Raw genomic sequence first — 26,071 nt, forward strand, 5'->3', positions numbered from 1 at the left:
CCCCTCACTTCCGCCCCGCTCCCTGGGCCCGTACCGCCCCCGCGCTGGCCCCCACCACCAGTGCGATGGCCACGCACTGCAGCGCCGACAGCGTCTGCCCGAGGACCAGGAATCCGGCCAGCGCGGCGACCGCCGGGGCCAGGCTCATGAGGACGGCGAAGGTGGCCGCGGGCAGCCTGCGCAGCGCGAGCAGTTCCAGCGTGTACGGGACGCCGGACGACAGCAGGGCGACGACCAGGCCGATCGCGAGGACCTTCGGCTCGAGGAGGGTGGTGCCCGCGGCTCCGATCCCCAGCGGCAGGCTCACCAGCGCGGCCACGGCCATCGCCAGGGCCAGCCCGTCCAGCCGCGGGAAGCGGGCACCGGCCCGGGAGCTGAAGACGATGTACGCCGCCCACATGGCGCCCGCCCCGAGCGCGAACCCGGCGCCCGCCAGGCCGATCTCGCCGAAGCTGCCCTGCCCGAGCAGGAACACGCCCGCGAACGCCATCCCGGCCCACACCAGGCTCGCCGCCCGCCGCGCGGTGACGACGGAGAGCAGCAGCGGGCCGAGGACCTCCAGCGTCACCGCCGGGCCCAGCGGAATGCGGTCGATGGCCTGGTAGAAGAGGACGTTCATGCCGCCGAGGGCGAGCCCGAAGGCGCCGACGACTCCCCAGTCCGTACGGCTGTGGCCGCGCAGCCGGGGACGGCAGACGACCAGCAGGAGGACGGCGGCGATCGTCACCCGCAGCGCCACCACGCCGAGCGCGCCCGCGCGCGGGAAGAGCAGGGCCGCCGCCGCGGAGCCGAACTGCACCGAGAGGACACCGCCGAGCACCAGGCCGATGCCGCCGAGACTGCCGGCGCTGGCGGGGGCGGCCGCCTTGCGTATCCTGCCGGCGGCGGACGCGCCCCGCCCGGTCGCGGGCGTCGCCCCCGCGGAACCGGCGGTTCCCGCCGTGGGACTCGCAGCCCCTGCCGCCGTGGGACTCGTAACCCCCGCCCCCGTGGGACCCGCCGTCCCGCCCCCCGTCACCGCGGAGCCTGCCGCCGCGGTCCCCACCTGAACCCTCGTGTTTGTCATGCCCCCACGCTAGAAAGCCGGACGCGCCACGTGAAATGCCATCTGAACGGTGGTTATGCTTGTGAGGCATGACCATGGAACTGCGCCACCTGCGGGCCTTCCTCGCCATCGCCGAGGAGGGCACGATCACGCGCGCCGCGACCCGGCTGCACACGGGCCAGCCCGCGCTCTCCCGCACGCTGCGCCAGCTCGAGACGCATCTCGGGGTGCGCCTGGTCGACCGGTCCACGCACCATCTGGAACTCACGGCCGCAGGCAGGGCGTTCCGCGACCAGGCCGCGGCCGCGCTGGCCGCCGTGGACACGGCCTTCGATCCCCGTTCGCTGGCCGCCCTGCCGCTGCGCCTCGGGCACCCCTGGGCCGCGCTCGGCGACCTGACCCTGCCGCTGCTGCGCCACTGGGACGAGCAGCATCCCGACGTGCCGCTGGAGCTGCGCCGCGTCGACGACCGTACGGCGGGGCTCACGCGGGGCAAGGTCGACGTCGCGTTGCTGCGCGGCGAGCTGAGGTCTCCGGACCTGGTCACGGAACTGCTGATGCGGGAGGAGCGGGTGGCGGTGGTGCCCGCCGACAGCGCCCTCGCCGCACGCGACGAGCTCGCCCTCGCCGACCTCGCGCCCTGGCCGGTCGCCCTCAACACGGTGGCGGGCACGACCACGCTCGACCTGTGGCCCCCCGCCTCGCGCCCCAGGACGGTGATCGAGGTCGCCAACACGGACGAGTGGCTGACGGCCATCGCGGCGGGCCGGGCCGTGGGCATCTCCACGTCGGCGACCCCCCGCATGCACACGCACCCCGCGATCGCCTACCGCCCCCTCACCGACGCCCCGCCGGTCCCCCTGGTCCTGGCCTGGCACCGCGGCACCCCGGCGCATCCGTCGATCCCGGACCTGATCCGCCTGGCGCACGAGCTGGTGGCGGAACGCTGACGGCGGTCGAAGGCCGCGCCAGGGTGTCCGCCCGGGGCGCGGGAGAGCGTCGGCCGTGCCCCTGGCGGACTCCCCGCGAGTCGGCTCACTCGCCGCGTCCCTGATCGGCGGCGGCGACGATGACGGAGGACGGGCGGGTGGCCGCGTCGTAGGCGGCGTTCGCGCCGGTGGCTCCCGTGCCGCTGTCACCTGCGGGCTCCCAGATCATCTCGGGGCTGTTGCCTTGCCATTGGTTGATCCATACGAGGGCCGCGGGGAGCCGGGCCGCCGCCGCGACGTGGTCCGCGTCGCGGGTGTAGACGGTCGCGGCGAGGCCGAAGCGGGAGTCGGCGGCGCGCTTGAGGCCCTCGGCGAAGTCGGCCACGACGGCGACGGGCGCGAGGGGGCCGAAGGTCTCCTCCGTCATCACCAGCATCGAGTCGTCGACGCCGGTGAGGACCGTCGGCGGGTAGAAGTAGCCCTTGCCCGGGGCCTTTTCGCCTCCGGTGCGGACCGTGGCGCCGCGTTCGACGGCGTCGGTCACGTGCCGGTGGACGGTGTCCCGCTGCCGCTCGTCGACCAGCGGGCCCAGCACCTCGCCCGGGGCGTATGCGGCGGCCGCCGCGACGAGGGCATCGGTGAACTCCTCGGCGATGTCCTGGTGGACGTAGACGCGCTCCATGGAGGTGCAGATCTGGCCGGTGTTGAGGAAGGCGCCGAGCGCGACGGCCGCCGCGGTGGACTTGACGTCGACGCCCGCGTCCACCACCACGGCGTCCTTGCCGCCGAGTTCGAGCACCGCCCGGTGCAGCCGACGGCCGGACGCGGCGCCCACCTCCCGTCCGGACGCGACGGAGCCGGTGAAGTGCACGAGCTGGATCCGGTCGTGCTCGGCCAGCGGCACACCGGCACGGGCGTCGCCCAGGACCAGGTTCACGACCCCGTCCGGCAACGTCAGCAGCTCGCACAGCCGCACGGCGGACAGCGGGGAGTGCTCGGAGGGTTTGACGACGACGGTGTTGCCCGCGGCGAGCAGCGGGCCCAGGGCGCTCAGCAGGATCGCGACCGGGAAGTTCCACGGGGTGATCACCGCGGTGGCGCCCAGCGGGTGCCGGACGATCCGTGTCTCGCCGTCCTCGTGCGGCAGCGTCTCCTCGAAGGCGTAGGACAGCGCCCGCTCCGCCGCGAGCTTCAGCCCGGCGGCCGAGCCCTCGATGAAGGACCTGCCGAGATCGAGCGGCTTGCCCATCTCCCGGCGCTCGATGTCGGCGAGCTCGTCCGCGTGCGCGGCGATGGCGTCCGCCCACGCGCCGATGCGCGCCACCCGCTCGGCGACCGGCAGCGCCGCCCAGGCCGGCTGCGCCGCCACCGCGGCCGCCACGGCCCGGTCCACATCCGCCGCGCACCCGGCGGGCGCCCGGGCGATGACCTCCTCGGTCGCCGGGTCCACGACGTCGAGCAGGGCGTCCCGAGCGGTGTCCGCCCAGACGCCGTCGATCAAGTTCTTTGCGGTACGCACGAGTTCGTTCCCTTCACGTGAGGCGATCGGCCATCAATTCGCCGGCCATGATCGAGGCGAGGTTGGTGTTGGCGCGGGGCACGAACGGGAAGATCGACGCGTCGACCACCCGCAGCCCGTCCACGCCGAGGACCCGGCAGTCGCTGTCCACCACCGTGTGCGGGGAGTCGGCAGCGCCCATACGGCACGTGCTGGTTCCGTGCTGCGTGTCCACCACCGTGGCCAGGAGGTGGTCGTCGAGCGCGCTGTCGTCGTCCAGCGCCGCGAGCAGCTCCCGGTTCGCCTCCTCCAGCGGTGCCGTCAGGATCTGCTCCGTCTCGGGCCCGCGGGCCAGCTCGACCAGCTCGCGTACGCCCGTACGCAGCCGGGGCAGGTCCCTCGGATCGGACAGCATGCGCTCGCGCACCAGCGGCTGCTTCGCGGGGTCGGCGGACGTCAGCGTCAGCACACCGCGCGAGTGGACACGGTTCAGCCACACGCCGTAGGACCCCACCCGCGCTCCGGGCGTCGCCGAGCCCATGGCCAGCACGTTCTCGTTGAGAGCGACGAACATCATGTCGTTCTCGGGCGCGCCGGGACCGCTGGTCCAACGAACGCACACATTGGTGTGCCGGTCGTGCGGGGTCTTGCCGCTGGCCTCCTCCGTGAGCAGGAGCATCACCGACGCCATCGGGTGGTCCTGCAGCCCCTGGCCGACGGGCAGGTCCTGCCGTGCCTCGATGCCGAGTTCGCGCAGTCGTGTGGCGGGGCCGATGCCCGAGCGCATCAGGATCGCCGGCGAGTGGATGACACCGGCGCTGAGCACGACGGTGTCCGCGTGCTCGACGCGCGCCGCTCCCCCGCTGATCAACCGCACGCCGACAGCCCGGTCGCCGTCGAACAGCACCCGGTCCACCAGGCTGTCGCCGCGTACGGTGAGGGTGTCCAGGTCGCGGGCCCACTCCAGATAGCCGTCGTTGACGCTCACGCGCAGGCCGTCGCGCGAGTTGATGGGATACGGCGAGACACCGGTCCCCCGGGGCGCGTTGACGTCCTCGGTCCAGCAGTAGCCGGCGGCACAGCAGGTCTGCGCCAGGGCCTTGTCGACGCCTCCCCACTTCTCCTGCGGCATCCGGTGCACCGGGATCGGGCCTCCGCGGCCGTGGTACGGCTCGTCGCCGAACCGCTCGTCGTCCTCCAGTCGGGCGAAGTACGGCAGGACGTCATCGGGGGCCCAGCCCTTGCATCCGAGGGCCGCCCACTCCTCGTAGTCGACCATCGGCGGGCGGATGGCGATCTGCCCGTTGACCGCCGAACTGCCCCCGGTGCCGCGGCCGCGCCAGTACAGCTCCTGCCCCTGCCGGTCCGTGCGCGCGGCGTTCAGGTCGGGCCAGATCAGCTCCTCGCTCGCCGCCGGGTCGAGGAGCGCGAGCGCCGGATTGGGCGAACGCCAGACGTCCTTCATCTCCGCCGACCGGTAGTCCGGTCCCGCCTCCACCAGCAGCACCCGTCTGCCGCGTGCCGCCGTGCGTGCCGCGAGCGCGGCGCCCGCGGAACCCGCTCCCACGACGATGACGTCCCAGCCGTTGCTCACCATGGCCCTTCCTTTCCAGTGGAGTTGATGCCGTGCGCGGTGTTCAGTCACGCGATCGCGGCTCGTGCGCCGACGCTCGCTCCGGTGTCCGGGCTCGCTCCGGTGTCCGGGCGGCAGCGGTCGCGGGTACGCCCATCACCGCGTCGAGCACCCGCATCGCGTTGCCGCCGAGGACCTTCTTGATGTCGGCGTCGGCAAAGCCCCGCTCTGCCATCTCCTCGGTGATCCTGGGCAGGTCGGAGGGCCGCCGGATCTCGCTCTCCGCCCACGTGACGTCCATGCCGGGGATCACCCAGCCGCCGTAGACCTCCCGGTAGTAGTCGTCGATGAAGTCGGGGCCGAGCGCGATGGCGTCGAGGGAGGTGACCGAGGCGAGGTGTTCGATGTGGTCGACCACCCGGGCCGCCGTGGGGCGGCCCGGGTCGATGAAGGGCGGGATGGCTGCCGCCACCCCGATCACTCCGCCGAGGGCGGCGATGCCCTTGAGCTGGGCGTCGGTGAGGTTGCGGTGGATGTCGGTGACGGCACGGCACGCCGAGTGCGTCGCGAGGAGCGGCCGGCGGGCGTGCTCCAGTACGTCCTCGACGCCCGCGACGCCGAGGTGGCTGATGTCGAAGACGATGCCCAGGCGCTCCATCTCGGCCAGGACTTCCAGGCCTTGCGGGGTGAGCCCGCCGCACGAGGAGTCGTCGACGCCGCTGCCGTCGGCGAGCAGGGTGCGGCCCATGTGGGCCAGCGACACCACCCGCACGCCGACCCGCTCCATGGTGCGGATCAACGCGGGGTCCTGGCCGAGTGCGTGCGCGCCTTCGAGGGCGATGACCAGCGCGATCCTGCCGTCCGCCGTCGCTCGCGCGATGTCGGCTCCGGTGTGGCAGACCCTCAGTTGCGGATACTGCTCGGCCAGCCCGTGGACGCGCTCGATGAGCAGCAGCGTCCGGCGCAGGGCGCCCTCGGACTGGAACTGCTCGTCGATGAAGATCGGCAGCACCTGGACGTTCACGCCCCCGGCCCGCAGCTCGGGCAGCCAGAAGTCGCCGAAGTAGTCCGTGCGGCCGCGGCGGTCGAAGTGGTCGACCAGGAGGATGAGGTCGTTGTGGAGGTCGGCCACCAGGGACTCGTCATGCAGCGCTGTCATCGTTCGCCTCCGACTCCCGGCGTGCCGCCGCCTTCCGCAGCAGGTCGCTGACGATGTCCGGCAGATACGCCGGTACGACGCTGAGATGGCCGTGCCCGGCGATGACGTGCAGATCGGCGCCGGGCACGGCGCGGGCGAGCCAGACCGAGTGCTCGTAGCTGATCATCCGATCGAGCTTGCCGGTCCAGACGGCGACCGGGGTGGTGATCGCGCCGAGGTCGAAGCCCCAGGGCGTGACCAGCGCCAGGTCGTCCTCGACCCAGCCCTCGACGCCGGTCGACGTCGCCTTGCGGGTGCTCGCCACGAAGGCGTCACCGAACTCGGTCGTGCAGAGCTCCTGGTCGACGGGCGGCAGCGCACCGCGGTAGGAGTCGACGAAGTCCGCGGCGCTGAGGTCGCCCCAACCGGCCACGGTCCGCTTCAGCCACGGCCCGATGAGCTCCCGGCCCCGCTCGGCCAGCTTCCACTCCTCGACGTTCTCCGGTCCCATCCCGGCGTAGTAGTCGAGGCCGTCAGCGTCGATCGGCGCCGGACTGACCACGGCCGCCGCGGCCTCGCAGCGGTCCGGGAGCAGCGCGGCGCAGGCGAGGGCGTTCGGACCGCCGCCGGAGCCGCCCATGGTGACGAAGGTGTCGACGCCCAGGTGGTCGAGGACCGGGGCCGTGTCCTCGGCGATGTCCGCGATCACCCGCCCCGGCCGGGGCGAGCTCCGTGCGTATCCCGGGCGGCCCGCCATGACGAAGCGCAGGCCGAGGTCGTCGCAGACCCGCCCGAACAAGGGCCGGGGCACCAGGCCCCCGGGGGTGCCGGTGTGGCAGAGCAGCGTGCCCGCCGTCGCCGTGCCGTAGGTCAGCACTTCCGTCACCCGACCGTCGGGCAGCGGCACGAGGTCGTACTCCCAGCCTTCTGCCTCCCGGCCCTCAGCGATGCTGCTCACGTTGCCTCCTCAAGTCCGAGATGGATCCGTCCTGTATGACCGCTCGCGCCCCTCGGGTGCCTGTCAGCCACCCGTCGTTCGACTCTCCCGGGCGGGCGGCTGGTCGCCGCCCAGATGGCGGGCCAGGAAGCGCTCCAGGAGACGGTGTATCTCCCTGAGGTTCTCCGGATTCTGGAAGCGGTGTCCCTCGTCGTCCTTGACCAGGTACTCGACCTCCACTCCGCGGGCGCGCAGCGCCGCCACCATCAGGTCGGACTCCTCCTGCACCACGCGGACGTCGTTGGCCCCCTGGACCACCATCAGCGGCGAACGGACCCGATCCACCTTGGTGATCGGCGAGCGGGCCAGCATGTCGGCCTCCTGCTCCGGGACGTCGGGGTCGCCGACGTAGGTGAGGAAGTTGTTGCCGATCTGGATGCGCGCGAATTCCGGCAGCGTGCGGATGAAGTTCGCCAGGTTGGAGATGCCGCAGAGGTCGACGGCGGCGGCGAAGACGTCCGGGGTGAAGGTGACGCCGACGAGCGCCGAGTAACCGCCGTACGAGCCGCCGCAGATGGCGACGCGATCCCGGTCGGCGTACCCCTGCTTCACCGCCCATTCGACGGCGTCGACGAGGTCGTCGTGCATCCGGCCTGCGAACTCGCCGATGGCCGCGCGGGTGAAGGCCTTGCCGTAGCCGGACGAGCCCCGCATGTTGACCTGCAGCACGGCGTACCCACGGTTGGCGAGCAGCTGCACGCGGGGTTCGTATCCGTAGCTGTCGCGGAACCAGGGACCGCCGTGCACGTGCAGGACCAGGGGCAGTTGGGCGGGTCCGGCGCCGATCGGCTGGGTCAGGTATCCGTGCACCGTGAGGCCGTCACGCGCGGTGAAGGAGACAGGCAGCTTCTCTGCCAGCGTCTTCGGGTCCAGGTGCGGGTACGGGCGGAAGAGTTCACGGCTCTCGCCGGTCTCGTGGTCGTAGTAGTACGTGACGCCGGGGTCGGTGTCGTGGGTGAAGCTCACCACCCAGCGGCGTTCACCGGTGTCGCAGCTGACGGAGGCGAGGTCGCCGTCGGACAGCCGGGACAACTGCCGGTGGACCGCCGCGAAGTGCGGGTCGAGGGGGTGGACGACCTGCCGCGCGCCCAGGTAGCGGACGGCGAGGATCTCGCCGGTGCGCCCGCTGAGGATCAGCGGGTCCGGGTAGTCCGGGTTGACGCCGCTGCGGGTGTCGAGTTCGTACGTGGGGTGGCTGTCGACGACGGTCTCCTCGCCGGTGGCCGTGTCGAGCCGGACCAGGCGGATGAGGTCGCTGTCGCGGTTGGAGCCGATCCAGATGCCGGTGCCGTCGGGGGTGACGGTGGTCGGGGTGAGTCCCATGGGCAGGTCGGCGCCGTCATAGGCGGTGATGAGCCGCATGGTGCCGGTGTCGGTGTCCCACGCGTGGATCTCGTGACCACCGGTGGTCGGTATCACCGTCGCGAACAGCTCGCCGTTCCTGCCGCACAGCCAGCCGCCGACATGCCCGGGGTTCCGCGCCACCGTGCTGATCCCGCCCGTGGCGATGTCGATGCGATGGACGTCGAACTGGTCCGGCCTGCGCGCGTTGAGGACGGCGACGACGGTGCCGGGAAGGCCGGCGGGCTGCCAGAAGTCCTGCAGTCTGGCTCCGGGGAAGGGGGTGAGGTCCGTCGCGGGGGCGTCGGGATCGTCCAGGTCGACGCGGAAGAGGTGCCAGTTCTCGTCACCGTCCCCGTCCTGGGTGTAGAGCAGCAGGCGGGGATCGTCGGTCCAGTGGTAGCTGTGCACGTCGCGGTGGTGGTCGTGGGTCACGCACACGGCCTCGTCGGAGTCGACGCCGCGGATCCAGACGTTCAGCCGACCCTGCTCGGGCGCCAGGTACGCGATCTTTGTACCGTCCGGCGAGATCGAACCGGCGGTGGCGACCGGGCTCCTGAAGAAGTCCTCGACGGGAATGAGGGGGGCGGCTGACGTCATGGGGTTTCCTTTCGCGGTGGATCGGTGACGGGCGTCGTCGGCCGGGCCTGCTGCCGCCCGGCGGGGCCACGGGGCGGCTGGGCCCGCCGCCAGCCGGTGTCGCTAGGACAGCTCACCGTGGACGGCCTTCCCGCCCCGCACGACGAGGTCGATCCCGGCACCGGAGTCGGCCAGCAGAGACAGGTCCTCGAGCGGGTTTCCCGAGACCAGGAGGAGGTCGGCGAAGGCGCCGGGGGCCACCGTCCCCAGCTCGCCGGAGCGGCCAAGGAGATCGGCGTTCACCGTGGTGGCCGACCTCAGGACGTCGAGGGGTGACTGCACCCGTGCCCTGAGCAGCAGCTCGCGTCCCTGCGCCGGGTGCGTCTCGCCGAGCAGGTCGGTGCCGAAGCCCACCCGCACGCCGGCGTCCAGAGCCACCTGGACGGCGTTCGTCCCCGCCGTCAGCACGGCATGCACCTTGTCGAGGCTCTCCGCCGGGTAGTTGCACCGTCGGCCGAACTCGGCCAGTTGCTCCAGGACCACCAGGGTGGGGACGAGGAAGGACCCGTGCTCGGCCATGACGCGCGCGGACGCGGCGTCCAGCAGGAAGCCGTGCTCGATCGACTTCACTCCGGCGGTCACGGCCCGGACGATGGCTTGCGGCGCGAAGGCGTGAGCCAGGACGTACGTGCCGCGCGCCGCCGCCTCGGAGGTGGCGGCCCGTATCTCGTCGTGGGTGTACTGCACCATGTCGATGGGGTCGGTCGGTGAGGAGATCCCGCCGCTGGCCATGATCTTGATCTGGTGCGCGCCGTTCTTGAGTTCCTCGCGGACCGCGCGGCGCACGGCGTCGGCCCCGTCGGCGACGTGGGCGAACCAGTCGCTGTGGATGTGGCAGGCGCACAGCCGCGGATCGCCCGGGCCGGCCTCGGTGAAGTCGCCGTGACCGCCGGTCTGGCTGATGACGCGGCCGGAGCGGAACACCCGCGGGCCTGTGACGAGACCGGCGTCGAGGGCGTCGGTGACGCCGCGGTCCAGGCCGCCGGCGTCGCGTACGGTCGTGAACCCCCGCCGGACCATGGCCTCCAGGAGCCCGGCGGCCTCGATGCCGATGCGCGAGGCTGGCCGCCGCGCCATGACCGGCATGTCGAGAGTGGTGACGGCGGCGTGCACATGGGCGTCGATCAGGCCGGGCATCAGGGTCCGCCCGGCCGCGTCGAGGACCGGGGCGTCGCCGGTGATCCGGCCGCCGGGCGCCACCTCCACGATGCGTTCGCCCGAGACGCGGACCGAGGAGCCGGCGACGATCTCACCCGACTCCAGGTCGAGGAGGGCGGCGTCCTGGATGATCAGCTCGCTCACGCCGCATCCCCTCCGAGCGCGGTCGCGTCGGCAAAGACGACTCTCATGCCAGTTCCTTTTCGGTCGGGCGGGCGGCGGCCGGTGCCGCGGCGCGGATGCGGTCGTCGGCCGCGGCGAGGAAGGTGTCCGTGTCCTGCGGCGTCAGGCAGGCCATGACCGCGGCGATCACCGGCCCTAGCGCGAGGAAGGTGAAGGCCGCCTGGAAGGAGAAGGCGTCTGCGAGCACGCCCATGACGGTCGGTGCGACGATGCCCGCGAGCTGACCGCCGAAGACCAGGATTCCGCTGGCCACGCCGATGTGCAGGGCCGACAGGCTCCGGATCGGCACCGCCATGATCGGCATGTAGCACAGCGCCGCGGCGAACACGGCCACGGTGCCGAGCGCGATGAACAGGGCGACGCTGGAGGCGTTCGCCATGATCGGCAGCGACACGGCGGCCACGGTCATCGCGGGGAGCACGATCTTCCGGTGCCGACCGCCCGTCCCGTCCGCCCAGCGGCCGCCGATCACCGTGGCCAGCGCCGCGGCCAGGGCGGGGATCGCCATCAGCGCGCCCGCCGCGTGCAGATCGACGCCGCGTTCGTCCTTCAGGTACGTCGGGACCCAGCTGCTGAGACCCCAGATGATCAGGCTGTAGCCGAACATCATCGCGGCGAACCGCCACAGCACACCCCACTTCAGGAGCGTCTTGGTATCGGCTCCCGGCGTGGCGGAGGGCAGGCTCCGCCGGTCGACCAGCGGCGGCGGCAGGCGCAGCCGCAGCGCCATGTAGACGAAGACGCCCAGCGCGGCGACGGAGATGTACACCGAGCGCCAGCCGAAGGCCGCGACCAGCGGCGCCACGGCCAACGGCGTGAACACCGCCGCGAGCGAGTTGGAGCTGAGGATCAGGCCATTGGCCCGCATCCGCTCCTGCGGCTGCGACCGCTCGACCAGGACCTTGGTGGCGGCGGACGGGAACACGCCCTGCGCCAGTCCGAACAGGACCCGCAGCACGAGCAGCGCGGCGAACGACCAGGCGAGCCCGGTCAGTGCGGTGAACACGGTCCATACGGCGAGCGCCCAGAGAGCCATCCGGCGGCCGCCGATCCGGTCCGCGAGGACGCCCCCGGGGATCTGGCTCAGCGCGTACGCCAGGAAGAACACGGAGACGACAAGACCCTGCTCGCTGCGGCTGAGGTCGAACTCGTCGCCGATCGACGGCAGTACGAAGTTGATCACCAACCGGTCCGCGTAATCGATGAACCAGGCCGCGAACAGCAATATCACCGTGGTGCGGGCCGGCCCGCTCAGCGGGGTCGATCGCCCGGCGGGGGAACGCGGAAGGGGCACCTGCCGCTCCTTACCTGAAGTGGCCGATACTCGGCCTTGGTGGGGAACCCCCACATCGTCCGACTCGCATGCAGAAGGGCCGGAAACTTGCAGGAAAACAGCGCCCGTCACGAATTCATGCAGGAAAGTGACACCGGCTTCTCCGAACTGGACCTCGCCCTGGTCGACGCCCTCCAGTCCGCGCCCCGCGCCACCTGGTCCCAGCTCGGCCGGGCCCTGGGCGTCGACGCCACCACCGCTGCCCGGCACTGGGACCGGCTGCGCTCCCAGGGCCTGGCCTGGGTCACCGCCCACGAGACGCCGCGCACGGCGATCGTGGCCTTCGTCGACGTCCACTGCAGTCCACGGCAGTTCGACGCCGTCAGTGACACGCTCACCCAGCTCCCCTGGGTGATCAGCGTCGAACAGATGACAGGCGACTACGACCTGTTCCTCTCCGTCACCGCCGCCGACCTCCACTCCCTGGGCCGGGCCGTGCACGGCACCATCGGCGGGCTGCGCGGCGTCCGTTCCACGCACACACGCCTCGGCCTGACCGTCTTCAGCGAGGGCGGCGACTGGCGCACCCACGCCATCCCCTCCGCCAGCCGGGCCCTGCTGCCGGAAAGCGGCACCGGCAGCCGTGACACGTACGGCATCCACACCCGCACCCGGGACACGCCGCACGACCACGCCCTGCGCACCGCGCTCGGCAGTGACGGCCGGATGAGCTACAAGGATCTCGGCGCGGCCGTCGGCGCCAGCGAGTACGCCGCCCGGCGGCGCCTGCTGCGCATGCTCCGCGACCACGAGATCACGTTGCGCTGCGACCTCGCGCACCCGATGGCCGGTTACCGCGCCGTGGCCCTCTATCGCGTGCGGGTCCCCCACCAGCGCCTCGAACACATCGGCGCCGCCCTGGCGCGGATGGAACAGGTCCGCCTGTCCGTCTCCGTCAGCGGCCCCCACAACCTCCTCGTCATGGTCTGGCTCCACGACCTGGGCGGCATCAGTCCCTTCGAGGCCCACCTCGCCGAGCGATTCCCCCACCTCGAGGTGGGCGACCGCACCATCGCCCTGCACACGCCCAAACGCATGGGCTGGCTCCTCGACGCCCACGGCCGCGCCACCCGGTACGTTCCGCTCGCCCTGCCGACCGTCGGCCGTGCCTGAACGCGGGCGGCGACGGAACCGCGCGAGGCCCGGTACCCCTGCGCGGGCAAGAAGAGCGCAGGAGTACCGGGCCTCTGTCGGCGTCGCCGCTCCGGGACGGTGCTGCTCAGGACGCGGCCAGGCGTCCCTCCAGGGGCGGCATCACCGTCGTGCCGACGCGGGAACGGGGGCGAACGGCTCGGCGTCCGGCCGACAGCTCGCGCCGTCGGTCGCCTTCACCTCCACCAGGTAGCGCGCGGCCAGCTGGTTCATGCACGTGCTCTGCAGCAGGGTTCCCCCGTGCCCCCAGCCTTCGAGGGTCGCCACCCGCGCGTCGGGGAAGTGGTCGGCGAACGGCCGGGTGAACTCGTACGGCGTCGCCGGGTCGTAGCGGGTCCCGACCACCATCACCGGCACGTCGACCGTCTGCTTCCAGTCGCCCATGTAGGCGTCGTGGTCCTCGTTGTGGATCACCGTGCAGGACAGGCCCTGCCAGGCGCGGTAGCGGCCGAAGTGCGGACCCTTGGCGTCCTCTGCCGCGGCCTCCGCCGGGAAGTCCTTCGGCTGGACCCGGTTCTGCGTGTCGACGCACAGGTTGGCCAGGGTCCCTCCGATCGACGCGTAGTCCTCACCGTCGTGTCCGCGCAGGGCGCGGAGGTACTTGGTCACCTTGGGCGAGGGCCGGTGGAGGGCCTTGCCGGTGGTGGCCACGGTCGCGAGTGTCTCGGCGAGGGTCTTCCAGTTCCGCGGCGCGGACATGGCCTCGAAGAGCGTCCGCACGGCGTAGGGGTAGGTGACCTCGATCGGCGGTCCGTCCGGCGGGTCGATCGTCACCGGACGGGACTTGAGGTTCTGGAGCAGCCGCTCGGTGACCTGGCGCGGATCGCCCAGCTTGGCCAGCGCACACCGGTCCGGACCCGCCTTCCCGCACAGCCGGAGGAACTCGCCGTAGGTGCGGCTCGCTGCCGGGCCCTGACCGGACCGGGTCACCACCGAGCGCGGGTCTCCGTTCTGCCCCGTGCGGCCCTCCGGCTCCACGGTGCCGTCGAGCATCAGCGCGCGGACGTTGTCGGGGAAGAGCTTGGCGTACGTCGCGCCCAGGAAGGTGCCGTACGAGTACCCGGCATAGGTGAGCTTCTTGTCGCCGACCTCCTGGCGGAGCAGGTCCATGTCCCGCGCTACATTCGCCGTCGAGGCGTGCTCGATCCGCTCGCGCGAACGCCGCAGGCACCCTTCGGGGACCTGCGGCAGTTCGCGGATGTACTGCTGCTCCTGCTTCGGCGTCACCGGGAACGCCGGGAGCTTGCCCATGACGGCCGCTTCGTCCTTGGCGTTGGCGAAACAGGTGACCGGATCCGACCCCGCGACGCCCCGGGGGTCGAAGCCGACGATGTCGAAGTGCTCGCGCACGCTGGGTTCGTACGCGGTCTTGCCCGCGCGCTGCACGAACTCGACCCCGGAGGCGCCCGGGCCGCCGGGGTTGGTGAACAGCGAACCGATACGCTTCTTGGGGTCGGTCGCCGGGAGTCTGGTGAGCGCGATGGTGGTGGTCGCGCCGCGCGGGGAGTCGTAGTCGGTGGGGACCTCGGTGGTCGCGCACTGGAAGTCGGCCAACTCCGGCTTGCCGCAGGACTTCCAGTCGATGGTCGGGACCGGTGCCGCGTCGGCCGCAGCCGGTGTGTCGGGGCGCGGGGTCGCGTTCGTGGCGCCCGCCGCTCCGAGCACCGCGGCGACGCTGAGCGCCAGGGCGGTGGTGCGGCGGCCCGGTCGTACGGAACGTGGTCGAGACATCATGCCTCCTTGCCTTCCTGCAGGTGGGGGTGGACGCCGACATGGGTGCGCCCGCCGGACACGCGGGTCCGGCGCCGAGCGGCAGTCGTGCGCCCCGTGGTGTGGGGCGGCCATGGCGGCGAACGCGACCATCGTGATGGTGGCATGCGAAGAGGCATGAATCTTGCAGGAAAACAGCGCCAACTTCGGGTTACTGCCGGAAAGCCACACGTGCCCCTGAAGGCGGACGACGCTCAGCTCGACAGCTTGCGGAGCTGTTGGCGTGAGGAGATTCCCAGCTTGCGGTAGGCGTTGTGCAGGTGCGTGTCGACCGTGCGCGGGCTGAGGAACAGCGCCGCGGCCACTTCCCTGGACGACCCGCCCGCGGCCACCTTGTTCACGATGAGGCGCTCCCTCGCGGTGAGCACACCGAGCGGGTCGTCATCTGCTTCCGGTGGGCGCGGCTTCTCGCCCGCGGCTCGCAGTCTCCTCGCGGCACGTTCGGCGAAGGCACCGGCGCCCAAGGAGGACAGCGTCTCCTGGGCGGCCCGCAGTTCGACACGGGCCTCCGCGGGGCGGCCCTCGCCGTCCAGCCATTCGCCGTACACGAGTCGCGACCGCGCGTGGTGGATGTGGGCACCGGTCCGCGCGAAGTGTGCGGCCGCTTCCCGGTACAGCGCGTCGCAGTCCTCGGCCCGGCCGAGGAGCGCCTTCGCCTGCAGCCATTCGGCGACGGCCCAGGGGACGGGGTTGGCGTGTGCCAGTTTCTCCAGGAGGTCCGCCGCGTCCGCGGCTTCCTCGGGGCGCCCCGCGCGCACAGCGGCCTCGACGAGCTCGGGGTAGACGCCCCAGATGGTGTAGGAGCCCGCCTGGTGGCGGCTCTGCGCCGCGAGAGCCGCCTGCAATGCGGCTTCGTGGTTGCCCAGACCGTTGTGCAGGACTGCCCGGGCGAACTGCTCCCCGACCGTTTCGGACGGTTGTCCGTCGTGGCCCATGAGCCCCTTGAGCTCGCTGTAGTGGTACGCGTCGCCGCGGAACGCGGCGAGGATCAGGTCGACGCCGATGACGCGCACCGTACCCGCGGCTTCGTCGAGGGCCTGGGCTTCGGCGAGGATGCCGGCCGCCTCGTGCAGGCTCCCTCCCGCGATTCTCGAGAGTGCCTGGTAGCGCAGTGCCTGCGGCAGTGTGGACAGGGATCCTTGGCTGCGGGCCGCCTTGACCTGCCGATCGGTCACCTCCCGCAGGACCTCGTCCTCGCGCAGGTCGAGGATGAGCTGGCAGACCAGGTTCATCCGCCAGGGACTGCCCGCGAAGGGGTCGGTCGCGGTGCGACACGCGGTCACCGCGCCGAGCATCGCGGGCACCGCCTGTTCGACGGGCAGCGTGATCTGGTCCAACAGGGCCTGCAACAGCAGGTCGACGGGCCGGGCGGCCCCACGCGGCATGTCCTGTCTTCGGATGGCGGTGCCGAGGCGCTTGAGCAGACCGGGCCGGTTGTCGTTGAACATGATCGACGCGAATGCCTCCAGGTACACCTCCCTGGCCTGGTCCGGCGGCAGTTGTGCGGCGATGTCGACGAGCGCGGCGGTCGCCTGCGGGGTGTGGCCGAGCTGGAAGTCGATCCGGGCCCGCAACAGACGTGCCTGTGTGCGCCTGTGGTCCTTCAGCCGGAGCTCGGCCCGGGCGACGAGCGTGCGAGCCGTCGCGGGTGAGCCGGCCTGGAGTCGCAGCCGTGCGGCCGCGATGAGCCGCCCGGACTGGCGTCCGGCCTCGGGCGTCAGTTGCGCGGCCCGCTCCATGAAGGCCGCCGCCGCCGCGAATCCGCCCCGCGTACGTGCTCTTTCGGAGGACCGCTCCAGCTCCGAGGCGACGTTCTCGTCGGCCTCGACGACGGCGTGGGCCCGGTGCCACACCTGGCGGTCGGGATCCGTCGCGGCGTCGGTCGCCTCGGCGAGGGCGCCGTGCACCTTCCGACGCAGTCTCGGGGTTGCCGAGGTGTACAGCGCCGAGCGCACGAGGGGGTGCCGGAACCGCAGCTGAGGGCCGAGTTCCACCAGTCCCGCGTCCTCCGCGACGGAGAGGGCCTCGGGATCCAGCTTCAGGACCTTCGCCGCCCGTCGCAGCAAGGCGAGGTCTCCGACGGGCTCCGCTGCCGCGAGCACCACGACCGACCGGGTGTCGGGCGGCAGTTGCTCGAAGCGGTGGACGAACTGCGCTTCCAGCGCGGTCCCGACGTGGGACAGCGAAGGGCGCGTGCCGGGCACCCCGAACACCCCGTCGTCGTGTGCGAATTCCAGCAGCGCGAGCGGGTTGCCGGCGGCCTCGGCCAGGATGCGCTCCACGAGTTCGGCGTCGAGGCCGGACCGCGCCACGGTGCCGAGGAGACGGCGCGCGTCCTCGTGGCTCAGCCCCACGAGGGGCAGCTGCGGCAGAGCCGCGAGGCCCGGGACCCCGGCGGCGTCGCGGGCGGCGAACACCACCGCGATCCGCTCGGCCTCCACGCGCCGGGCCACGAACACCAGCACCTGGCGGGACGCGTCGTCGATCCACTGGGCGTCGTCGACCACACAGCACACGGGGCGCTTGCGCGCGACCTCGTGCAGCAGCCCGAGCACGGCGAGTCCTACCGTCAAGGGCTCCGGGGAGGTCTGTTTGCCGAGTCCGAACACGGCCTCCAGCGCTTCCCGTTGCACCGGGGGGAGCTTCGCCCGCCGGTCGAGGACGGGGGCGCACAGCTGGTACAGAGCGGCGTAGAGGAGGTCCTGCTCGAATTCGGCGCCGCTGGTCCGCAGCACCTCGTACTGGTCCAGCGCCTCCGTCGCCGTGTCGATCAGCGTCGACTTGCCGATCCCCGCGTCACCGGCCACGACCAGGGACCCGCCGCGTCCGGCTGCGGCTGCGGCCGTCAGCTGGTCGATGACGCCTCGCTCGTCCTGTCGGGCCACGAACTCCCCTCGCACGGTCCTCCGCGGAGGGAAGTGGTGCTGCTCGTTCATCGGATGGCTCTCGTGCGGTGCGGGGCGGGCCGGCGGGTGCGGGTCGGGGGCATTCATGACGGGTCGGCCTTCTGCGGTGCTGTGGGGGTGGCAGTGCTGGCTGTGGCCAGAGGGCGGCGCCTGCCACCTCGACCTCGACCGGAACGTCACTTAGTGACATCAGTCTGCCCTGGGGACTCACCCAAGGCGACCGCTCCGGGTTCCAGAAGCTCTTTCAGAAGAGGGCGAGCGGGTTGACGGGGACGCCGGTGAGTCCGTGGATGCGCGGCGGCGCCACGGTCAGCAGAAAGGCATGGCGTTCCAACTCCGCGCAGACGGCGGCGAGTTCGTCGACGTTGGCGGCGTCGATCAGGGGCAGGCCGAGGAGGGGCAGGGCGACGCCATGCAGGGGGGCCGGGCAGGCCGGGTCCAGGGCGGGGTGGGCGTCGCCGATGTCACCGGCGTACAGGGACGCGCCGCGCCGGTGCATCCACCGCACCGCGTCCAGGCTCATGCCGGGCATGGGGCGCCCGGGCACAGGGGTCATGTCCCATCCGCAGCGCACGACGAGGGCGTCCCCGGGCTCCAGGCGGACGCCCTGCCGCTGCTCGGCGGAGTCGAGGTCGGCCGCGGTGACCGCGTATCCGCTCGGCAGCGGCTCGTCCACCGCGAGGTCGAGCAGCACCCCGCGCGTGACCACCCCGGCGGCGAACGCCGTCGTGGAACCGTGCCGCACACCGACCATCGACACGCACTCGTCCAGGGGGCGCCCGGGGTAGACCTGTCCCGCCCGGGGCATGTGCGCGACGGCGTCGATGTGTGTGGAGCGGGGATGGTGCGGGATGACCGTGAGCACTTCGGCGGTCGCTATCGGCGGGAAGCCCGTGTACTGCATGACCTGCCGGACGGGGGACGCCTCCTGGCTGGCCGGGGCGAAGGGGCCGCTGATGAGCGGCGTCGGCCGGATCGGCAGCGCGAGCGACACGGTGCGTCCGGTGCGCACCTCGGCCGCTCCCCTGGCCCGGGTCTCCTCCGTGATGAGATTCAGCGTCCCGAGCTGGTCGTCGAGACCCCACCGTCCCCAATTACTCGGCAATTCCGGCGTTTCATTCGAGACGACTTCTTCGTTCTGCGATTTCATGCCGCCCACCGTAACAGAGCTTCAGCATTCTTAAATGCGCCTGGATGCGAGCAGCACACACAGAAAGCAGAAATAGTGCACCGCTTAAGGAATCCCGTCACCCGAGGGGGCAAACTACGTTACTTAAGTATTCCTTCGCTGCACCCCGGCATCTCCGGATTCCCCGTCTGCGTAGTCATTACGGAATTCGGCATTTCCCCGTGTGGCGTGGAGGGAGCCGAGCAGGTGCAGTGCCTGGGCGCTGGAGCTGCCCGGTTCGGCGTGGTAGATGACGAGTTGCTGACCGACGGCCTCCCGTACGTCGAAGACCTGGTACGTGAGGGTGATCGGGCCGACGTCCGGGTGCAGGAGCCTCTTGTCGTCCCGGGTCTTGGCGCGCACGGCGTGCGCGTTCCAGAGCCGGGCGAAGTCCGGGCTGCTTTCCGTGAGAGACCTCACGAGTTCGTCCAGCCGCGGGCTTTCCGGGTCGAAGCCGACCGCCAGCCGGAGATGGGCAACGGTCTCCCCGGCCACGCGGCCCCAGTCCACGAAGAACTGCCTGGCCGCACTGTCCGCGAAGACCATCCGGGCCAGATTGTCGGCCGCCTCGAAGGGGGCGTACAAGGCGTCGCACAGGGCATTGCCGGCGAGGAAGTCAAGTGTCCGGCTGAGCACGACCGCGGGCGTGTGCGCGTAGCCGTCCATCAGTTGCCGCAGCGCCGGGCTGACCATTTCGGCCGAGGGGGCGGAGGGCTGGTCGCCCGACGTGATGCCGGCGAGCCGGTACAGGTGTGCTCGGGCGTCCGCGTCCAGGCAGAGGGCGCCGCTGAGTGCCGCGAGCACCTGGGCCGAGGGGTGACGCTCTCGTCCTTGTTCCAGGCGCGTGTAGTAATCGGCGTTCACACCGGCGAGGACGGCGACCTCTTCGCGGCGCAGCCCGGCGACCCTGCGGAGCCCGTGGCTGGGCATGCCCACGTCTTCGGGCCGCAGCCCGGCTCGGCATGCGCGCAGGAATTCTCCCAGGTGGTTGACGTACATGGAGCCAGGCTAGGCGGCGGAGCGGGGGCGGTGCCTGGGTGCGGCACACCCAGGGAGAAGGCCATGGCGCCACCTGGCGACCTCAGCTGACTCCCGCCGCCGGGCCGCACCCTCCACGAGCTCCCGCCCCGCGCACCCCCTGGACAACACCGGCACTCGGTGCTGGGATGCCCACAGCCCTCGTTTCCAACGTTGCAAGAAGGTCCGGAGCGGCCACCGCAGCGAGGCCGTCCCTGCCTTTCCCTCGTCGCACAGCGCGCCACCCACCAGTGAGCACGGACCACAACGGGACGGTAGCCATGACGCAGCTCGGGCGACGGCACTTCCTCCTGCGCTCCGGCGCGGTCACCCTCGGCGCGGCCGGCGGGATGAACGCGGCGACCGGCGCCCTCGCACAAGCGGCCTCCCCGCCACGCGCCGGGCTGTACGGCCCGAACCTCGCACCCCTGGCACCCATGGCCTTCCAGCGGCTTCCGCTGGGCAGCGTCACCGCGCGCGGTTGGTTACGCGGTCAGCTCGACCTCCTGCTCGGCGGTCTTTTCGGGAGGTACGCGGAGGTCTCGCACTTCCTCGCCTTCGACGAATCCGGCTGGGTGCACCCGGACAAGCCGGGGTGGGAGGAGGTGCCCTACTGGCTGCGGGGATACGTGGATCTCGCCGCTCTCACCGGGGACCGCGCCGCGCTGGCCGCCGGCCGCAGGTGGATCGACGCGATCGTCGCGACCCAGGAGCCGGACGGGTTCTTCGGGCCCGGACGGCTGCGCACCCAGCACCACGGCGGCCCGGACTTCTGGCCGTACCTGCCGCTTCTCCAAGCGCTGCGCTCACACCAGGAGTTCACGGGGGACGAGCGGATCGTGCCGCTCATGACGCGCTTCCTGCGTTTCATGAACGCCCAGGGCCCCACCGCTTTCGACTCCGGTTGGGTGGCCAAGCGTTGGGGCGACGGCCTCGACGTCGCCTTCTGGCTCTACAACCACACGAAGGAGCCGTTCCTCCTGGACCTCGCCGACAAGATGCACACCCATGGCGTCGACTGGTCCGCGGGCGTCGCCGACTGGCACAACGTCAATGTGGCACAGGGCTTCCGCGAGCCCGCCCAGTACGCGCTGCGCTCCGGGAAGGACGCGCACACCCGGGCCGCGTACCGGAACTACGCGACCGCGATCGGAACGTACGGCCAGTTCCCCGGCGGCGGCTTCGCGGGGGACGAGAACGCGCGGCCCGGCTTCGGCGACCCGCGGCAGGGCTTCGAGACCTGCGGGATCGTCGAGTTCATGGCCAGCCATGAACTCCTCACCCGCATCACCGGTGACCCGGTGTGGGCCGATCTCTGCGAGGAACTGGCCTTCAACCTGCTCCCCGCCGCGACGGACCCCACCGGATCAGGCGTCCACTACGTCACCAGCGCCAACAGCGTCGACCTCGACAACCGCCGCAAGACGCAAGGGCAGTTCCAGAACGGCTTCGCGATGCAGGCGTTCCAGCCCGGCGTGGACCAGTACCGCTGCTGTCCGCACAACTACGGCATGGGCTGGCCCTACTTCACCGAGGAGCTGTGGCTCGCCACCCCGGACCGAGGACTCGCGGCGGCGATGTACGCGCCGTGCCGCGTGACCGCGAGAGTCGGCGACGGCACCTCTGTCACCGTCACCGAGGACACCGACTACCCCTTCAAGGAGACCGTCACCCTCACCCTGGCCCTGGACGAGCCCGTCCGCTTCCCGCTCCGCCTGCGCATCCCCGGCTGGTGCGACCGGCCCCGCCTCGCCGTGAACGGCACGCGCCTTCGGGCACCGGACGGACCGGCCTTCGCCGAGGTCGAGCGGACCTGGCGCGACGGGGACCGGGTCACGCTCCGGCTGCCCCAGCGCACCACCGTGCGCACGTGGAAGAACGGAGCGGTCAGCGTCGACCACGGGCCCCTGACCTACTCTCTGCGCATCGGCGAGTCCTACGAGCGGTACGCCGGTACGGACGCCTTCCCGCACCTGGCGGTGCACGCCACCACGCCGTGGAACTACGCGCTCGCACCCGCCCCGCAGGCGGACCTCTCCTTCATCTCCGAAGCAGGGCCGCTGACCGGCGACCCCTTCACGCAGGAGGGCACTCCGGTACGCATGCGGGGCCGCGCCCGGCGCCTCAAGGAATGGGTCGCGGACGACGAACACGTGGTGGCCCCGCTCCAGCGCGGTCCGGCCCGTGCCACCGCACCGCGGGAGGAGGTGACGCTCATCCCGATGGGCGCGGCACGCCTGCGCGTCACCGCGTTCCCCACGGCGGCCCCCGACGGCCGCCCCTGGACGCCCGAGCCCGCCTACCACCGGATCGGGAACCGGCACAGCGGCAAGGTCCTGGCGGTCGACGGCATGTCCCTGGACGACGGCGGACGCGTGGTGCAATTCGACAACTCCGGCACGGGCGACCACGCGTGGCAGCTGGTCGACCGCGGCGAAGGCGGTCACACCCTGCGCAACGGGCACAGCGGGAAGGTACTCGGCGTCGAAGGCGCCTCGACGGCCAACAGCGCCCGGTGCGTGCAGTACAGCGACGACGGCGCCGCGCATCTGCGCTGGGAGCGGGTCGACAAGGGCGACGGCTGGTTCCTGCTCCGCAACCGCCACAGCGGGAAGGTCCTCGGGGTGGACGGCATGTCGACGTCGAACAGCGCTCAGGTCGTGCAGTACGAGGACAACGGCACCGCGGACCATCTGTGGCGGCTGATCTGACCCTCTCCCTCACTCCTCCACGTACTGACTGACGTACTCACCGCTCGGCGGTATGGGAGTGATGACGTCGACGAGGACCCCCGAGGGGTCGGCCACGATGAAGTGCCGCTGCCCGAAGTCCTCGCTGCGCAGCTCCAGGGCGGGGGTCAGTCCTTCGCGTACGACGAGTCGCTCCCACTCCGCGTCGACGTCCTCGACCTCGAAGTTGAGCAGCAGGCCCTGGACGGGGAGGCGGTAGGCCTCCGGGACGGTCGGGTGGGTGTGGTCGAGGAGGGCCAGCTCGTACGGCGAGTCGCCCGGGCGGCGCAGGCTCACGTACCAGTCGGCCTCGAAGGTGGTCTCGAAGCCGAGGAGCCGGGTGTAGAAGTCCCGGGACTCCGCCAGGCGGGCGGTGCCGATCACGGGATAGAAGCCGGTCAGTTTCATGGTCGCCCCTAGTTCGCATACCGTTGGTATGCGAAAGACGGTAGTCGCGTACTATCGGTACGTCAACCGTCGACCGAGTGGAGCGCGATGAACCAGCGGGGCGTCCGGGCACAGCAACGGGAGCACACCAGACGGACGTTGCTGCGGGAGGGCAGGCAGCTGTTCGCCGCCCAGGGCTACGGCACGGTGGGCCTCGCGCAGATCGTCGAGGCCGCGGGCGTGACCAAGGGCGCGCTGTACCACCACTTCGACAGCAAGGCCGACCTCTTCGGCGCCGTCCTCGAAGAGGTGCAGCGGGAGGTGGGCCGACGCGTGGCCGAGGCGGCCGAGGCACACACCGAACGCTGGGATCAACTCACGGCGGGCTGCCGTGAGTTCCTCACCGTGACCGCCGAGCCGGACATTCAGCGGATCATGCTCGTGGACGGCCCTGCCGTCCTGGGCTGGAGCGCCTGGCGCGCCATGGACGAGGCGTCTTCGGCCCAGCACCTGAGCGACGCCCTGACCGCCCTCATCACCGAGGGCACCCTCCCCCCACAGCCCGTGGCACCCCTCACCCATCTCCTGTCCGGCGCCATGAACGAGGCCGCCCTGTGGCTGGCCTCCGCCGACGGCCCCACCGACCCGGCCGAGACCTGGGCGGCCCTCGAACGCCTCCTGCGGGCACTGCGCCACGCCGACTGACGGGCGAGGAGGAGGCGGTTGCGGTAGCTGACGCGTGATGGCCGAGCCATCACGTGCTCAGGGGCAGCCGTGCGTCACCCCACCGCTCCCCCGGACGGCCGCTTGTGCCAGACGAAGACCTCCGTCCCCGGCCGGCGTTCCGAGAACCGGCCCGACGGGGAGGCTTCCTGGAGCACTTGGCGCAGGTCCGCCTCGAAGGCGGCGCGGTGCGGGCCGAACAGGTGCGGGGCCGAGAAGGACATCGAGAAGACCGCGGCCACCACGTCGTCGTGGTCGCGGGCCAGGGCCTGGCCGCCGGGCACGACGTACCGTTCCGGGCCGGAGAATCCGGCGCGGGTGAACACCGCCGCCTCGCCGCCGGGCGTGCCCTGCGGCAAGGTCCCCCGACCCGCTCGCCTGACCGGGCCGAGGTAGGCCCTGACCAGGTCGTCGATCGCGGCGCGGGGCGGCGCCGGGTCGGGCAGGGCCTCTGTGGCGGGGGGTTCCGTCTTGAGGTCCGAGACGTGCAGGAGTACGCCGCCGGGGCGGAGCATGTCCCGCACGGTCGCCGCGACCAGGTCGCGGTCCATCCAGTGGAACGACTGGGCGAAGCTGACCGCCGTGAACGTGCCGAGGCCCGCGGGCAGGTCCTCGGCGCGGGCCCGCACCCAACGCGTCCTCCCGGCAAGACCCGCCCTCTCCGCCTGCCGCCCCGCCTCGGCGATCATGCCTGCGTCCGGGTCCACACCCACGACCTCACGGAACAGGTCGGCCAGAGTCAGCGCGACCGTGCCCGGGCCGCACCCCACGTCGAGGAGGCGACCCCGCCCGTCGAGCCGCAGGGCCTCGGCGAGCACCTCCGCAAGGCCGGGGGCGTAGGGGAGCCTTCCCCGCGCGTAGTAGGCGGCCGCCCCCGCGAACAAGGTCTCGTCCCATTCCCAGCTGTCGATCACACCCGTCCCCGTCCTCCCCTCTTCCTCATCGCCGCCTCGCGCCACTTGCCGGTTTCCGCGCAAGGAACGTGGCGAGCGTTCTCGTCGCCCCTGCCTCGGGCTCCTCCACCAGCCGTGCCGTGACGACGAGTCCGGCCAGGCCCAGGAGTTCCACGATCCGCTCCACGGGCACCAGGTGCGACGCGAACGACACCGGATGGCCACCGTACGCATGCGTGGGGCGGACACACTCACCGTCACCCACGTGGCCGACCATCATCAGGCGGCCGCCGGGAGCGAGCGCGCGGTGGAACTCTCGGTACACGAGGGGCAGCAGCTCGGGTGGGGTGTGGTGGGTGGAGTAGTAGGCGAGGATGCCGCCGAGGGTGTCGTCCTCGATGTCCAGGGCGGTGCTCGACCCCACCATGAAGCGCAGCTCGGGGAAGGCCCGTTGGGCCAGTTCGACCATCTTGGCCGACAGATCGACACCGAAAACGGGCACACCTAGCCCGGCCAGATACGCCGTCACCAGCCCAGGCCCGCACCCCACATCCGCGACAGGCCCGCGACCGGCTTCCCGCACGTCCGCCGCGAACGCGGCCAGCATCGCGCGGGACAGCGGGTCCAACTCCGCCGGAGGTCTGACGCGTTGGAGGTAGTCGACCGCCACGGTGTCGTACGACTTCCGGACCGCAGCGAGGTATGCGGGCTCCGCCGTCCCAGGTGTCCCGGTCATCCCCGTGACGTTAGGGCACGGCAGGGCGCAGGGGGACGCGGGGGCGGTCCGGTCGTTCGTCGGGACCGGCTACGCCTTGCGGGTCGCGGTGATCAGGAGGCGGGTGGCCTGGGACGCGTGGGTGGCCGGGGACGGGGATTCGGTGATCGCTGCTGTCGCCATCGCGCCCTCCGCGAGGAGGAACACCTGCTCGCCGAGGCTGTCGGGGAGGTCCGCGCGAGCCACCAGGTCCGCCACGTACTCCTTGAACGCCGCCTTGTGCAGGCGAACTTGGCGGGCGACCGGCTCCGAGCTGGCGCCCAGCTCTCCGTACGAGTTGATCCAGGCGCAGCCGTTGAAGTCGGGTTCCGCGAACCACTCCCCCAGCCAGTCGAAGACGGCCAGGATGCGCCGCTCGGGGTCCTCGTGCCGCTCGACGTGCTCGGCGAGGTCGCGGCGCCAGCGCTTGTCGCGGCGCTCCAGGTAGGCCTCAACCAGGCGTTCCTTCGCGGGGAAGAGCTGGTAGAGGCGTTTGAGGGACAGGCCGGACGCGGTGCGGATCTGGTCCATGCCGACGGACTGGATGCCCCGCTGGTAGAAGAGCCGCTCGGCCGCGTCAAGGGCCCGCTCGGCGGCGGTGGCTGTGGCTGTGGCGTCCATCGGTCGACGGCCTCCCTCGGGCCTCCGTTTGCCTCGGAGGCAAGTTCGCTACCCATGAGAACGAGCGTTCTCTACGATAGTCGACGAGGCGGAGAACGAGCGTTCTCCAGCTCTGGT

General features: G+C 71.7%; 20 protein-coding genes. 4 read left to right on the forward strand and 16 right to left on the reverse strand.

The annotated features are described in order from the left end of the window. Nucleotides 1–4 precede the first annotated feature (4 nt). On the reverse strand, nucleotides 5–1,066 hold the full coding sequence (locus ACFVHO_RS06175) for a DMT family transporter (RefSeq protein WP_385710748.1): 1,062 nt from the start codon (nucleotides 1,064–1,066) through the stop codon (nucleotides 5–7). A gap of 68 nt (nucleotides 1,067–1,134) precedes the next feature. On the opposite strand from ACFVHO_RS06175, the gene ACFVHO_RS06180 reads away from it, so the two are divergent. Next, complete coding sequence (locus ACFVHO_RS06180) at nucleotides 1,135–1,995, forward strand: LysR family transcriptional regulator (protein WP_385710750.1); 861 nt, start codon at nucleotides 1,135–1,137, stop codon at nucleotides 1,993–1,995. 85 nt (nucleotides 1,996–2,080) lie between these two features. Here the strand turns inward: ACFVHO_RS06180 and ACFVHO_RS06185 are convergent, their stop codons facing one another. The 7 genes from ACFVHO_RS06185 to ACFVHO_RS06215 form a co-directional block, all read right to left on the reverse strand. Next, the gene (locus ACFVHO_RS06185; protein ID WP_385710752.1) at nucleotides 2,081–3,493 is read right to left on the reverse strand and encodes an aldehyde dehydrogenase family protein; all 1,413 of its coding nucleotides are present in this window, start codon (nucleotides 3,491–3,493) and stop codon (nucleotides 2,081–2,083) included. A gap of 13 nt (nucleotides 3,494–3,506) precedes the next feature. Further along, nucleotides 3,507–5,069, reverse strand: coding sequence for a GMC family oxidoreductase (locus tag ACFVHO_RS06190; protein WP_385710754.1), 1,563 nt, complete (start codon nucleotides 5,067–5,069; stop codon nucleotides 3,507–3,509). Between the two features lie 40 nt (nucleotides 5,070–5,109). Continuing rightward, nucleotides 5,110–6,204, reverse strand: coding sequence for a dipeptidase (locus ACFVHO_RS06195; protein WP_385710756.1), 1,095 nt, complete (start codon nucleotides 6,202–6,204; stop codon nucleotides 5,110–5,112). After that, the gene (locus tag ACFVHO_RS06200) at nucleotides 6,188–7,141 is read right to left on the reverse strand and encodes an alpha/beta fold hydrolase (RefSeq protein WP_385710758.1); all 954 of its coding nucleotides are present in this window, start codon (nucleotides 7,139–7,141) and stop codon (nucleotides 6,188–6,190) included. The genes ACFVHO_RS06195 and ACFVHO_RS06200 overlap by 17 nt, the downstream gene beginning before the upstream one ends. Nucleotides 7,142–7,204: 63 nt before the next feature. Next, entirely contained in the window at nucleotides 7,205–9,121 is a 1,917-nt protein-coding gene (locus ACFVHO_RS06205; RefSeq protein ID WP_385710760.1) for a S9 family peptidase, read from the reverse strand. A gap of 102 nt (nucleotides 9,122–9,223) precedes the next feature. Continuing rightward, the gene (locus ACFVHO_RS06210) at nucleotides 9,224–10,462 is read right to left on the reverse strand and encodes an amidohydrolase family protein (protein ID WP_385710762.1); all 1,239 of its coding nucleotides are present in this window, start codon (nucleotides 10,460–10,462) and stop codon (nucleotides 9,224–9,226) included. Nucleotides 10,463–10,505: 43 nt separating this feature from the next. Further along, nucleotides 10,506–11,795 carry an MFS transporter gene (locus ACFVHO_RS06215; RefSeq protein ID WP_385710764.1) on the reverse strand — a complete coding sequence of 430 codons (1,290 nt, stop codon included), beginning with the start codon at nucleotides 11,793–11,795 and terminating at the stop codon, nucleotides 10,506–10,508. A gap of 117 nt (nucleotides 11,796–11,912) precedes the next feature. Between ACFVHO_RS06215 and ACFVHO_RS06220 the strand changes: the two genes are divergently transcribed. Further along, complete coding sequence (locus ACFVHO_RS06220) at nucleotides 11,913–12,947, forward strand: Lrp/AsnC family transcriptional regulator (protein WP_385710766.1); 1,035 nt, start codon at nucleotides 11,913–11,915, stop codon at nucleotides 12,945–12,947. A 141-nt stretch (nucleotides 12,948–13,088) separates the two neighbouring features. Here ACFVHO_RS06220 and ACFVHO_RS06225 read toward each other — a convergent pair whose 3' ends face one another. From ACFVHO_RS06225 to ACFVHO_RS06240, 4 genes are all read right to left on the reverse strand, one after another. Beyond that, nucleotides 13,089–14,717: an alpha/beta hydrolase gene (locus tag ACFVHO_RS06225; protein ID WP_385710768.1), complete on the reverse strand. Its 1,629-nt coding sequence runs from the start codon at nucleotides 14,715–14,717 to the stop codon at nucleotides 13,089–13,091. A 233-nt stretch (nucleotides 14,718–14,950) separates the two neighbouring features. Then, complete coding sequence (locus tag ACFVHO_RS06230; protein ID WP_385710769.1) at nucleotides 14,951–17,641, reverse strand: AAA family ATPase; 2,691 nt, start codon at nucleotides 17,639–17,641, stop codon at nucleotides 14,951–14,953. Between the two features lie 265 nt (nucleotides 17,642–17,906). Continuing rightward, nucleotides 17,907–18,812, reverse strand: a complete 906-nt coding sequence (locus ACFVHO_RS06235; protein ID WP_385710771.1) for a cyclase family protein — start codon at nucleotides 18,810–18,812, stop codon at nucleotides 17,907–17,909. Nucleotides 18,813–18,935: 123 nt separating this feature from the next. Then, nucleotides 18,936–19,829, reverse strand: a complete 894-nt coding sequence (locus ACFVHO_RS06240) for a helix-turn-helix transcriptional regulator (RefSeq protein ID WP_385710773.1) — start codon at nucleotides 19,827–19,829, stop codon at nucleotides 18,936–18,938. A gap of 299 nt (nucleotides 19,830–20,128) precedes the next feature. Here ACFVHO_RS06240 and ACFVHO_RS06245 point away from each other — a divergent pair, with 299 nt between their 5' ends. Next, a complete protein-coding gene (locus tag ACFVHO_RS06245; RefSeq protein ID WP_385710775.1) occupies nucleotides 20,129–22,558 on the forward strand; it encodes an RICIN domain-containing protein in 2,430 nt (809 codons plus the stop codon). 9 nt (nucleotides 22,559–22,567) lie between these two features. On the opposite strand, the gene ACFVHO_RS06250 is transcribed toward ACFVHO_RS06245, so the two are convergent. Continuing rightward, on the reverse strand, nucleotides 22,568–22,984 hold the full coding sequence (locus ACFVHO_RS06250; protein WP_385710777.1) for a VOC family protein: 417 nt from the start codon (nucleotides 22,982–22,984) through the stop codon (nucleotides 22,568–22,570). Between the two features lie 87 nt (nucleotides 22,985–23,071). On the opposite strand from ACFVHO_RS06250, the gene ACFVHO_RS06255 reads away from it, so the two are divergent. Then, a complete protein-coding gene (locus ACFVHO_RS06255; protein WP_385710779.1) occupies nucleotides 23,072–23,668 on the forward strand; it encodes a TetR/AcrR family transcriptional regulator in 597 nt (198 codons plus the stop codon). Nucleotides 23,669–23,742: 74 nt separating this feature from the next. On the opposite strand, the gene ACFVHO_RS06260 is transcribed toward ACFVHO_RS06255, so the two are convergent. The 3 genes from ACFVHO_RS06260 to ACFVHO_RS06270 form a co-directional block, all read right to left on the reverse strand. Next, nucleotides 23,743–24,600, reverse strand: a complete 858-nt coding sequence (locus tag ACFVHO_RS06260; protein WP_385710781.1) for a class I SAM-dependent methyltransferase — start codon at nucleotides 24,598–24,600, stop codon at nucleotides 23,743–23,745. 25 nt (nucleotides 24,601–24,625) lie between these two features. Beyond that, the gene (locus tag ACFVHO_RS06265; protein WP_385710783.1) at nucleotides 24,626–25,315 is read right to left on the reverse strand and encodes a class I SAM-dependent methyltransferase; all 690 of its coding nucleotides are present in this window, start codon (nucleotides 25,313–25,315) and stop codon (nucleotides 24,626–24,628) included. Between the two features lie 69 nt (nucleotides 25,316–25,384). Continuing rightward, nucleotides 25,385–25,954: a TetR/AcrR family transcriptional regulator gene (locus tag ACFVHO_RS06270; protein ID WP_385710785.1), complete on the reverse strand. Its 570-nt coding sequence runs from the start codon at nucleotides 25,952–25,954 to the stop codon at nucleotides 25,385–25,387. Nucleotides 25,955–26,071: the final 117 nt, after the last annotated feature.

Source organism: Streptomyces sp. NPDC127108, assembly GCF_042677545.1.
GTDB lineage: Bacteria > Actinomycetota > Actinomycetes > Streptomycetales > Streptomycetaceae > Streptomyces.